This is a genomic window from Flammeovirga sp. EKP202, from assembly GCF_014534745.1.
Taxonomy (GTDB): Bacteria; Bacteroidota; Bacteroidia; order Cytophagales; family Flammeovirgaceae; genus Flammeovirga.
The window spans coordinates 43,894-56,211 of sequence record NZ_JACVVP010000006.1 but is presented as its reverse complement, the minus strand read 5'-3'; the positions used below and the strand labels follow the sequence as shown (position 1 = coordinate 56,211).

Below are 12,318 nucleotides of genomic sequence, written 5' to 3'. Positions count from 1 at the left end.
ACTATTGAGCCTTTTTTAAGTTGAAGAAAATCGCGTAGAAAATTGGAAGTACTACCAGTGTGGCAATTGTTGCGGCAAATAAACCTCCCATAATTGCGGCAGCCATACCTCCGAATAATGGATCAGTGATGATCGGTGCCATACCTAAAATGGTCGTTGCAGCTGCCATTGATACCGGAATTGTTCTTGAAAGGGCTGCCATAATTAAGGCATCATATTCATTCAAACCTGCCTCCATTTCTATCTCTACTTGTTCTACCAAGACGATGGCATTTTTAATTACCATACCTACAAGACCTAGTAGACCTAAGATGGCCATGAAACCGATAGTCTGACCGAAAACTTTCATTCCTAAGATGATTCCCACCCAGATCAATGGTAAAATTGCGATGATGGCTAACGGCTTTCTGAATCCTTTGAAAAGGATAATCAATACGCCTAGCATCAGTACTGCAGCAATTGGAAGTGGTGCAGAGATCGCCTCATTGGATTGTTGTTGGTACCTCTTAAGACCGTCCCAGAAGAGTGTATATCCTTCAGGAAGTTCCATAGCCTCAATGATTGGTACGATCTCATTTTCTACCTCAGGGCTTTCATATCCCATCACTACATCACATTGTACAGCGATCATTCTTTGACGGTTGAATCTCCAAACCCAATCCTCCTCGTACTTGTATTCATAGTCGTCTACGATTTGATCAAGTGTCACCATTTTACCTTCATCAGAGAAAACGGGCATTGTACCTAGGTTACTGTTATCGTAATTCTTTCTTGTTTTTTCTTTGACAAGAATCGGCATTCTCTTATCTCTTTCTCTGTATTCACCTACCTGAACACCTTCACGTAACATTCTAGTTGCTGTGGCAATATGTTCCTTCGTAATTCCTAATCTTCTACCTTTTTCTTCAGAATAAATTGGTTTCCAAATCGGAGTTTTTTCACGCCAGTTATCTCTAACATTCTTTGCAGTTTTGACATGAGCGATTCTATTTTTTGCCTCCTCTGCCAATTCTCTCAACACTTTTGGATCTGGACCTGTGAAACAAGCTTCGATATCCGCTTTTGGTGTTGGTGCTGCTTTAAATAACTGGAATACGCTAATAGCATGTGGTAAACTGTCTTGAGCAAATTGCTGCGCTCTTTCCATTACTTCATTAGACATCGATGGATCTTTCACTTCCACCATGAAAGAAGCAAGGTTTCTAGTGCTACTCCATGACACTGAAGCGAGGTAATATCTTGGAGGAGTACTACCGATGGTGATCGATACTTTCTCTACCTCATCTTGTCTCAATAAGAAATCTTCCAGTTTTTTAGAATCCTCATAAGTGAAATCGATAGGAGTGTCTGTTGGTAACCAGTAATCTACTTTGAATAAAGGTTTGGATACAAATGGGAAGAAACTTTGTTTTACTGAATTACCCCATATTGCAAACCCAACAAAGACGACAATCACACCTCCTAAACTCATCCATCTATATTGAATTAACTTTTCAATTAAACGTTTGAATGATTTAAAAAACACATTATCATAAGGATCACCTGTTTCTTTAGGCTCTTTCAACATGAAATCACCATAGACCACTGTTTGTGTAAGGGCGAATACCCAGCTCAGTAACAATGAGATCGACAATACATAGAATAAAGGTTGGATTGTCTCTGCAGTATCATCCGTTGCTAAAGCCAATGGAAGGAAAGAGAAGATAGCGATAAAAGTTGCACCAAATAATCCCCACTGAGGGATAGAAGCACCTTTAATTAAGGCTTCTTTTTTCTTCACTCCTTTTTTCATGGCGTTAATAGCATTGTCAGCCACCACAATGGCATTATCTACCAACATACCCATGGCAATAATAATCGCAGCAAGTGTTGTTCTGTTAAGCGTCAGTCCAATGTATTCCATAAACACAAGTGTCGTCACAATGGCAAACACCAAACTTGAACCGATCAATAAACTTGGACGAACACCCATCGCAAACATTAAGATCAAGACTACAATAACTACTGACATTACTAAGTTGTCAATGAAATCCATATTGGCCTCTTGAGCCACTTGATCTTCATGGTAGATACCCACAAGCTCTAAACCAACAGGAATTGTTCCTTTTAATTCTTGAAGTTTTGCATCTACTTTTTCACCTGTTTCTACAATGTTCAATCCTGCTTCATTCGAGACTGCAATACCAATTGCAGGTTGTCCACTCACTCTCATCAGTACATCGGCAGGGTCTTGGAAACCTTGTTTTACTGTGGCAATGTCTTTCAAACGGAACTGTTGTCCATTTTTACCTTTTATGATTAACTCCTGAATGTCTTCAATACTTGTGAAAGAGTTCGTTGCATCTACTTTTAGAGAAGTTCTTCCTGAATTAAAAGTACCACCTTGAACTATTTTATTATGATTTTCTATGGTTTGAAAAACTACTTGAGGACTTACACCTAAGTTGGCTAATTTCGTTTGAGAGATTTCCACATCAATTACGGGTTGTTGTTCACCGTAAAGGTCTACTTTAGCCACCCCTTTGATAGGTTTTAAACTCTTTTGAATATAAATCGCATAATCTCTCAATGTTCCAGGATCAATACCATTTTCCGCTTTTAGTGCATAGTACATTCCCAGCACGTCACCGAAGTTGTCATTGATGTTTACAGGACCAGCACCTTCTGGTAGATTGATTTCTGCGTCTCTTACTCTACGTCTGATTTCATCCCATTTTTGTTGGAGCTGATCAGGCTCAAAGTTAGGAACTATCTCTACATCTATCTGAGACAATCCTCTTCTGGATTCTGATTTGATTTGTTTTAAGTAACCGACTTTTTGAAGTTCTTTTTCAATTACTTCCGTCACCAATTCTTCAACTTCCCACTGAGTAGCCCCAGGATATTCAGTAGTGATGATGACTTGTTTAATGGTAAATGGGGCATCTTCTTGTTTACCAAGACTGAAGAAAGATTGAATACCCGCAACAAGCAACACAACAAGAAAGAAGTGTATTACTTTTTTATTTTCAATGGAATACTTTGCAATACTCATGACTATGTTTTTTGAAATTGTTATTTAGAAGCAGTTGGATTGAAGTCAAGTACTCTCGCTTTTTGACCATCTTGAAGTAGATTGGCACCATATTCGACTACTAATTCACCTGATTTAAGACCTCCAAGAATTTGGATTTTGTCTTTGTTGACCAACTGTCCCAATCGAACATTTCTTTTGCTAACTACATTATGTTCTGGATCAAAAACCATTACAGAAGGTTTATTGTCAGACCCTTTTTGAAGTACTGAATAGACTGGAAGTAAGATGACATCACCTCTTGAGGTGTTTCTTTGGTCCATTTCTACTGTCACTTGACAAGCCATACCTGAACCCACTGGAGTATTGTCTATGATGTCTTTTGTAGTGGTAAGGTATAAGAAAACTGGAAAACCAGTAGCACCTTCAGAACGAGCACCAATTTCTTTTAGCGTAGCATGAAATTCCACATCTGGATAAGCATTTAATTTCACTTTAAAGCTCGTTACATAGTCAAAATAACGGATAAAGCTTTCAGGGATTGTAAATTTCACTTCTATAGCTGAGAAGTCCAATAAGCTCGCAATAGGTTGTTTAGCAGCTACTTCTTGGTAGTTTTCAACCAATTTTTTAGAAACTACAGCGTCAAATGGTGCATAAAGCTTCGTATCTTTTAATGCGTTTTCAGCATCTTCATACTCCGATTTTGCAATTAAATAAGCCGCTAATTTCTGATCATATTCGTTTTGAGGAATGGATCCTTTTTCCAAAAGACCTTCATATCTTGTCTTTTCAGATTCCGCTTGAATAAAACGAGCTTTCTTCGCTTGAACGTTTATTCTGAAATCCCTAGGATCAATTTCTGCAATTAAATTTCCTTTTTTAATATGCTGTCCTTCTTCAGCACTTAACTTGATTAATGGACCTCCAACTCTAAATGAAAGACTAGATTCTTTGGTCTCTTTTGTGGTTGCACTAAATGTTTTCTTAGAAAGAAAATCAGCAGTTGTCGTAGTAATTACTTTTACCGGTCTGATTGTTTCTTGTTTATTTTCTTCTTGTTCATTGCAAGAAAATAGAAGAGAGAAAACAAAAAGAAAAGAAAGTGAATGTATAATATTTTTTTTCATATCAATTAAGTGAGTTATCTGTATTAATGATTATGGTTGTGTATACGTTACAAATCGAACGAATGATCAATAAATACTGTTAATAAGAATAAATCATTTAATTTCTAATCTAGTTGTGATGTATAGGCATAATTACTTTAGTACTATACCAAAATAACAGTGTAATATTATTGAATACGTAACAAATTTAAAGTTACATTTCATCTAACAGTTATAACAAGTTCGATTTGTTATAAGTACTAAGACAAAATTATATACCACTAATTCTATTTATTATTTTGCGATTACTTCCTTTAAAAAACGCTAAATAGAACCACTATTCATACGTTTTTTAGCGTTGTACTCCCAAAAAATAAATAAGAATTAGTTATCATTTATTTTTGACTTAGTACTTATATAAAAAAATGATATTAAATAGTAGTTTTCATAGTTGAAATTCCATAGGTAAAATGCATGTAATAGATTATTCTTTTTTCAGAATTGATTATTTTGTATAATTGCATGAAATTATTTAGACTAAATCTAATTTAAACTAAGCATGGCAAAGAAAAATACTACCGCTTATTGGATGAGAATCATCCACCGTTATCTCGGATTTTTTTTAGCGGGTATTATGGCAGTCTATTCATTCAGTGGAATTATTCTAATTTTTAGGGATACTGACTTTTTGAAAAGGGATTACTATTTTGAAAAAACTGTAGATGCTGGACTTGAAAAAGACAAGATCGGAAAGGCAATTGGTGTAAGAAGGTTAAAAGTAAGCAAAGTAGAAGGGGATTTGTACCATTATAAACAAGGTACTTATAATGTGAAAACAGGTGAAGCTAAATACACATTGAAGAAACAACCTTATATGATCGAAAAAATGAATCATATGCACAAAGCAACTTCAGGTGATCCATTGTTCTTCCTTAATATCTTCTTCGGCGTGTCACTTTTCTTTTTTGTGTTATCGACTTTTTGGATGTTCGCTCCAAAAACAAAAATTTTCAAAAAAGGGATGTATTTTACAATCGGAGGAATTGTATTGACACTGTTTGTTCTATTTTTTGAATAGGAAATATATAATAAAAAGTTGTATTGAACTGTTAATATTCTTTGAATTAGGCGTGACAGTACAACTTTTTTAGTACACTTCACCTAAAGTTGTAATTTTAAACTCAACTCGTCGGTTCTGTTTTCTCCCTTCTTCTGTTTCATTACTGTCAACAGGTTCACTTTCCCCTTTTCCTTCCACAATAAGTCTAGTGGCCGCTATTCCCTTTTTAACGAGATAATTTTTAACAGTTTGAGCTCTTTTCTCACTCAACCACTGATTATAACTTTCTTTCCCTTGGTCATCTGTATAGCCTGTTATCGTTACTTCCTCAATAGTCGATTCCGACTTTAAAAGTTCGACAATACGATCCAATTCATCATGAGATGTTTTTTCTAAATAGCTGCTGTTGGTCTTGTAAAAAATATTTTTCAAAACAAGTGTTGCAGTTTCTTCTAAGGGAACAAGCAAAAGGTTTTGAATGGCATGTACTTGTTTTTTTTGTTCTCCTAAGTCAATATGTTCACTTTGAGATAGAAAGCCTTTTGATTGAGCCAAGAATGAATATGATTTACCTAAAGGCAAAGTAATATAATAAGTACCAGTAGTTCCATTAGAATAAACGGTCCCCACTTCTTGTTGCGTTTCAAGATCAGTGTAAACTATTTTAGCATTCAGAGGAGATTGATTGTCTTTGTTCACTACTTTTCCAGAGATCACTGCTACTGGCTCAGGAGGTAACAAAATGGGTAGTTTTACACTATAGATATCAAAATTACCCTTTGTATTTCTTCTGGAAAAAAAGCCTATATCACCAGTAATGGGTACGCAAAGGTCTGTTTCATCACTTTTTGTATTGATCAAGGACCCTAGATTTTCAGGTGAAGACCAGTTTGTCCATGTGTCATCTATCCTTCTTACTGCAAAAAGGTCACTTCCTCCAAAACCACCATGACCGGTAGAAGCAAAATATAATGTTTTTTCATCGCTGGAGAGGAAAGGTGAAGTCTCTTTTCCAAGCGTATTAATGGTATTTCCTAGGTTTTGAGGAGCCGACCACCTGCCATCTTTATCTTTAAAACTCACATAAATATTACTTTCATTTTCAGAACGATGATCCGTAAGAGACATCAACATAACTTTTCTACTATTAGACAGAAAGAAATCAGACTTTTGCTTTAGTAGTTGGAAATTTGGAATGATGATTTGCTCTTGTTCTATCCAAGTAGAATCGGAAAGTTCCAAGGTTGAAAGGTGAAATTCAGAACCACTACCATCGATGACTGAAAGTGCTGTAATTCCATCAGGGCTTATCGCAGTAATGTATTGTTGTAAAACATTGGTGGAAGAATCTATTTGAACAGGTTGTGCATTCCATACATTTTGACTGTCTAATGATGCTTCAAAAAGGAGAGGTTTACCATTAATGTTTCTTGTAAACAGTAATTTTTGTCCTTTTATATCTAGAGTTGGTGTAAACTCATCATAATCTGTATTTAGGGTATTGTTCAACTGATACGTCATGACAGTAGGAGCAATAAGTTGACTTACTTCTGGTAAAATAGCTATAGATTTTGAAGAAGTAGAGACCCCAACTGCATCAATTCCGCATTGTCTTATGGATGATTTTGCTTGTAATCGTATTCGTATGGCTTTAATTCCAGCAGAGTTTTTCTTAATAAATAAACTAGAAATACTTCCACCATCTTTTACATAAGAAGGCACTTGATCGTAAACGATTGACTCTATGTTATTCGCATCAATGATGGTAACTTCTTGAATAGCATTGTGATAGAAAGATTCAGCGATAATAATCTGATTGACGTTGGGAATAGGTAAACTGAAACCAACGGTAATCTCAGCACTTTCATCTTCATCAGAAAGCCAAGCCAAAGGATTCTTTAGAATATTGTTGGGGACATTGGGTTTTCCAAGTGCCTGTGTAGCGCCAAATGCAACGTCACTGTATTGTGTAGAATAGTGAAAGACCGTATCGGCCCAAAAAATTGTTTGAGCATTAGAACAAAGAGAAAATACCCAAACAAAGACAATTGTTAAAGGAAATGATATGAAATTTCGTTGATTTAATGTCATAGTAATACAATTATACAACATTTAGTAAAGAATCACTATTCCATTCCAAATCTGTATTTCGTTAATAATTACATTTTATTCATTTATTTTTAATAATAAATCTATTTGTTTTTTGATTATCCCTTTAACTTTGCACTTGAAAACATTAATACATCATAATGAGTGATTCAAAAAGAATTTATTTAGTCAGACACGGTCAAACGGCTTACAATACAAAAAGAATTGTACAAGGGAGAAAAATTAACGCTGATCTCAATGAGAACGGTCAAAAGCAAGCAGCACTTTTATATGATGCTTACAAGGATTTTCCTTTTGACAAGCTGTATGTGACTTCATTAAAAAGAACGCATCAGACTGCAAAAGGCTTTATGGATGCGGGCTTAGAATATGAAATCATGCCGGAGTTTGATGAAATGAATTACGGTGATTTCGAAGGAAATTCTATTGATGATCATGTGATCGATGGCATGACCGTACAGGATATTTCTGATGAGTGGGAGAAAGGAAACTTTGATTGTTTTCCAAAAAATGGAGAGGCACTAATTGATGTCTTAAGGAGAGAAGCTGAAGGGTTGGAGAAGATCATGAAAAAAGAAAATGAACGTAATGTAATGATCTGTATGCATAGCCGTTCCATTCGTGTTTTCTTATGTCTGCTTTTAGACATGGACTTCGACCAAATGAAAAATTATGCTCCTAAGAATACAGGGGTAACTACTCTTGAATACAACGAATATACTGGTGAGTTTAAGCTGATAGAGTTCAATAATGTGGATCACTTGGGTGGAGATCCAGAGTTGACTCACTTACCTCAGAAACCCGGTTTGGAATTACAAACGGGTGAAAAAAAAAACATTGGAAATGAAGAACTAGGGTTTCGTAAGTTCAAGTTAAACAAACAACTTTATAACGCTTGTGATGATCAAGGCTATACAACGCCTACACCTATCCAAGATAAAGCGATTCCTTTAGTATTGGCAGGTCATGACCTTTTTGGTATTGCTCAAACAGGTACTGGTAAAACTGCTGCTTACTTGTTGCCTTTATTATTCAAAGCAAAATATGCTCAAGGTAATGACCCTAGAGTCTTGATTTTGGTGCCTACTCGTGAACTATCTATTCAAGTAGGGAAAGAAGTGGAGAAGCTTGGTAAATATACAGGACTTCGTCATGCCGTGGTTTATGGTGGTATTGGACCAAAGACACAAATTGAAGAAGTTGAAAAAGGAATTGATATTTTAATTGGTACTCCGGGGAGAGTCATGGACATCTATTCAAGAGGAAAATTAAAAACAAAACAAATCAAATATATGGTCTTGGATGAAGCGGACCGTATTATGGATATGGGATTTATGCCTCAGATCCGTCAGATGTTGGAAATCATTCCTCGTAAACGTCAAAACTTATTGTTCTCTGCCACAATGCCTGATATTGTAGTACGTTTGAGTGAGGAGTTCTTAGAATTCCCTACAAGAGTGGAAATTACACCACAAGCAACTACTGCAGAAATGGTAGATCAGTATGTTTATAACGTACCTAACTTCAGAACGAAACTGAATTTATTGGAATATCTTTTGAATGAGGATGATGAACTTTCAAGAATCATTGTGTTTGTGAAAAAGAAAGACCATGCGAATGGCATTTTCAAGTATTTGGAGCGTAAAGTTGAAGGTGAAATAAAAGTAATTCACGCCAATAAAGGCCAAAATGCTAGAATTAATAGTATTGAAGCCTTTAAAGAAGGAAATGTACGTATTTTGGTAGCAACTGACGTTGCCGCACGTGGTCTAGATGTAAGTATGGTATCTCACGTGATCAATTTTGATGTACCAGTGATGTATGAGGATTATGTACACAGAGTAGGTAGAACGGGTAGAGCGAACAATGAAGGTATAGCTTTAACATTCTGTAATCAAGCGGAGAAATATCACTTGAAGAAAATTGAAAAACTGATCAAGAAAGATATTCCAGAATTAGATCTTCCTTTGGATATTGAAATTGCTGAAACACCAAAAGACGAAGCGAAAGAAATGGCGATGGAAATTGATATTCAAAAAAGAAAAGAAGATCCAACTTTCCAGGGGGCTTTCCATGAGAAGAAAAAGAACAAAGATAAAGTAGATAAGAAGCGAAGATTGAAAAATAAAGCATCTATCGACAAACAAAGAGCAAGTGGTAAGGTCAGTGCTTACATAGGCTCCGGAAAAAAGAAAAAATAAGGAACAGCCAACTCAGCAATGGGTTGGCTTTTTTTAAACTGTTTAAAATATACAATTTCACCCATTTTCATTGACTTACTTTTGTTACATTAATCATTTAATAGAAGTAAGATGAGATTAGAACATATTGCCATTTGGACTGAGGACTTAGAAAGATTAAAAATCTTTTATGTCAAATACTTTGGAATGAAGGCCAATGAAAAGTACATTAATTCAAAGAAAGGTTTTTCTTCATATTTTCTTTCAATGGATGGGGAAAGTACTCGATTTGAGATAATGCAATCCAATCAACTTGATTTACCCACCGAAATGCAAGAAAGAATAGGCTTAACGCATTTTGCTTTTGATGTCGGAAGTAAAGAAAAAGTAGATCAGATGACAGCATCTTTTCAAAAAGAAGGAATCGTTATTGTAGGAGAACCACGTCTCACCGGTGATGGATATTATGAAAGTGTACTTTTGGATCCGGATGGAAATAGGATAGAACTTATGGCTTAAAAAAAACAGTTTTGATTGATTTAAAATCATATACACCTTTTCAATACTCAGATTTAATAGAAAGAGTCTGGGTATTGGAAAATAGTACTGATGATGTTGAAATCTACTCCCCTCCAAGTCAGTATATCAATCTGATTATACCTTTATCAGAGGTAGGGTATTATTATAACAACTCTCCGAAAAATACCCCACATCTTGAAGGGTTAAGCTTGTCTACATCTGTTCAATTTTACCCTAAAGGCGTTAAATTATTAGGTGTGAGATTTTATCCCTATGCTTTACAATCTTTTTTTACTATGGGTTCTAAAGCCATAATTAATAAAGTGGTTGATTATGATTTTTCTTTCACTAAACAAAACTCTCCACTAGAACAAGAGGTTATCATTCAGCTCTCTAAACAATATATGGAGGATAAATCCCCTTCTATAGTCAAAGATTTTTACTGGAATTTTAGAGGAGATGACCCTATAAAAACCATTGAGGATTTTTGTGAATCTAATGCAACGAATTACACTTCACTCCATCGATTATTTTCAAATCAGATCGGTATTTCTCCCAAGAAGTTTGAACGTTTGATAAAGTTTAGAAAAGCATTATGTAGTATCATTGATAAAGAAGATCAATTGACAGCCATAGGTTTATCTTCAGGATATTTCGATCAAGCTCATTTTATAAGAGAGTTTAAGTTCTTTGTTGGAAACACTCCTTCGTCCTTCAAAAAGGTAATTGAAAAAGCAGATCAGAAGAGCCAGATAATCAACTATAACTTTAGAATGATATGAATTTACTCAAGATTGAAGTTGTTTTTGGACTACCATTCTTAATTGGATGGTAGTTTTATTGGATAAAAAAAGGCAGTTAATATTAGGTTAAAGCGATCTCAATTTTTTTTTATTAAATTGGCTTGCGAACAAACTGATTAAGATATGTCAACTTTAGAAAAACTAAGAAATCTAAACAGCAACGATCAAGTGGTAAATCATGAGTTTTTATTGCATGAAGATCACTATGACTTATTAATGGATCTAGCAGAAGCAGAAACAGATGATGAGGAAGAAGAAATCTTCGAGCAAATGTCTGATATACCTAATCTAGCTTATATTGCTTCTGTCATTGAATATTGGGAGAACAAGGTAGGTTCTGCTTCAATAAAAAGAGAAATTGACAGAGGTTATGAAGTGACTATGGAAAATAAATCCGAGTTGGAAGAAACCGTTTGTGAAGAGCTGTCATTGGAGTTTACACGATTCACAGTAGAAATCGATGACGAAATTATCCGAGTACAAGTTGTCTCAAACGATTAACAACATTGGAATTCATAGCAATTCAGATACAAAGATTTACCCATGTCTTAGGCATGGGTAATTTTTTATAATTGGATATAAGCAAAAAACTCCATTAAAAGAGCAATACCAATATGGATGATAATTCCTCCCCAAAGACTTTTCGAATAATAGGCAATTACTCCTAAAATATACCCACCAAATATAGAACTGATTGCTTCGCCCATAGGTTTTCCAAAATGAAAAACTGCATAGGTAATGGCCATAGGAACGACCACATCTTTACCAATGAATTTTGTCAATCCAAAAATTAAAACACCCCTAAAAAATAATTCTACGCCAAAAAACTCTAAAGCGTAGACCATTTCATAAAATACAATAAAAAGCGCTTTTGGGAAATGATACAGTTTTGCCATTACCTCAGGGTAAGCATACTTTACAAAGGGATAAAATTTTTGAAAGGAAGGTGTAAAAGAAGCTCCTATAATAAATGGAGCAATGAGAGCCAATAGAATAAAATAGGGGCGAAGGTTTTTAGCTTTCAAAGACAAGCCATAAAAGTGAGAAAGTTCTTTTTTATCAAAGAAGAAATAAAGAAAAATGGCTCCCGTAAAAAAAATGATAACTTTTCTCGCTTTCGAAAATACCTTAAAAAAGTAAACCTTCGTATAGCCATCTAAGCCAGAGACTAAATAGTGATGAAAAAAGAAACTTCTCGCAGCCGCTAAAACGATAAAAACGAAAGTGAGCTTGATCCAAAAATCTTTGTTTTGCGTCAGGACTTTCCTGTCCGTACTCCAATGAATAATAACTAATACACCCAGATAGCCGACCAAATGATACAGGAAAAATGCCACTCCTTTAAGTGGTAAAGAGTTGATGTGATCAATGTAACCATCCTCAATGTCAAAATAATAGTTCACACCAATTAGAAAGGCAGCCCAAAGACCAATTAACAGGAAAGTAACTGGACCGTAAAGGTTTTGATGAAAATCTTTGAAGTAAGTAATTAGTTGTTTCATTATCAGAAAAAAAAATCTACAGA

Annotated in this window: 9 protein-coding genes and 1 pseudogene; 6 read left to right on the top strand and 4 right to left on the bottom strand. The window is 35.1% G+C overall.

Going from position 1 to position 12,318, the window contains the following annotated elements:
- Nucleotide 1: 1 nt before the first annotated feature.
- Together IC221_RS04990 and IC221_RS04985 are read right to left on the bottom strand one after the other, a co-directional pair.
- Nucleotides 2-3,034, bottom strand: a complete 3,033-nt coding sequence (locus IC221_RS04990; protein ID WP_188167913.1) for an efflux RND transporter permease subunit — start codon at nucleotides 3,032-3,034, stop codon at nucleotides 2-4.
- Between the two features lie 20 nt (nucleotides 3,035-3,054).
- Nucleotides 3,055-4,143, bottom strand: coding sequence for an efflux RND transporter periplasmic adaptor subunit (locus IC221_RS04985; protein WP_188167912.1), 1,089 nt, complete (start codon nucleotides 4,141-4,143; stop codon nucleotides 3,055-3,057).
- Between the two features lie 538 nt (nucleotides 4,144-4,681).
- Between IC221_RS04985 and IC221_RS04980 the strand changes: the two genes are divergently transcribed.
- On the top strand, nucleotides 4,682-5,200 hold the full coding sequence (locus IC221_RS04980) for a hypothetical protein (protein WP_188167911.1): 519 nt from the start codon (nucleotides 4,682-4,684) through the stop codon (nucleotides 5,198-5,200).
- Nucleotides 5,201-5,269: 69 nt separating this feature from the next.
- Here the strand turns inward: IC221_RS04980 and IC221_RS29820 are convergent, their stop codons facing one another.
- Entirely contained in the window at nucleotides 5,270-7,273 is a 2,004-nt protein-coding gene (locus tag IC221_RS29820; RefSeq protein WP_188167910.1) for an OmpA family protein, read from the bottom strand.
- Nucleotides 7,274-7,431: 158 nt separating this feature from the next.
- Here IC221_RS29820 and IC221_RS29485 point away from each other — a divergent pair.
- The 5 genes and pseudogenes from IC221_RS29485 to IC221_RS04955 all read left to right on the top strand — a co-directional run.
- Nucleotides 7,432-8,019, top strand: a pseudogene (locus IC221_RS29485) (histidine phosphatase family protein); the annotation flags it as partial.
- Nucleotides 8,020-8,127: 108 nt separating this feature from the next.
- Nucleotides 8,128-9,492, top strand: coding sequence for a DEAD/DEAH box helicase (locus tag IC221_RS04970; protein ID WP_367397760.1), 1,365 nt, complete (start codon nucleotides 8,128-8,130; stop codon nucleotides 9,490-9,492).
- A gap of 111 nt (nucleotides 9,493-9,603) precedes the next feature.
- Nucleotides 9,604-9,990 (top strand): VOC family protein, encoded by a 387-nt coding sequence (locus tag IC221_RS04965; RefSeq protein WP_188167909.1) that lies wholly within the window; start codon nucleotides 9,604-9,606, stop codon nucleotides 9,988-9,990.
- An 11-nt stretch (nucleotides 9,991-10,001) separates the two neighbouring features.
- A complete protein-coding gene (locus IC221_RS04960) occupies nucleotides 10,002-10,772 on the top strand; it encodes an AraC family transcriptional regulator (protein ID WP_188167908.1) in 771 nt (256 codons plus the stop codon).
- Between the two features lie 144 nt (nucleotides 10,773-10,916).
- On the top strand, nucleotides 10,917-11,294 hold the full coding sequence (locus tag IC221_RS04955) for a hypothetical protein (RefSeq protein ID WP_188167907.1): 378 nt from the start codon (nucleotides 10,917-10,919) through the stop codon (nucleotides 11,292-11,294).
- 65 nt (nucleotides 11,295-11,359) lie between these two features.
- Here the strand turns inward: IC221_RS04955 and IC221_RS04950 are convergent, their stop codons facing one another.
- Complete coding sequence (locus IC221_RS04950; protein WP_188167906.1) at nucleotides 11,360-12,295, bottom strand: CPBP family intramembrane metalloprotease; 936 nt, start codon at nucleotides 12,293-12,295, stop codon at nucleotides 11,360-11,362.
- Nucleotides 12,296-12,318 lie beyond the last annotated feature (23 nt).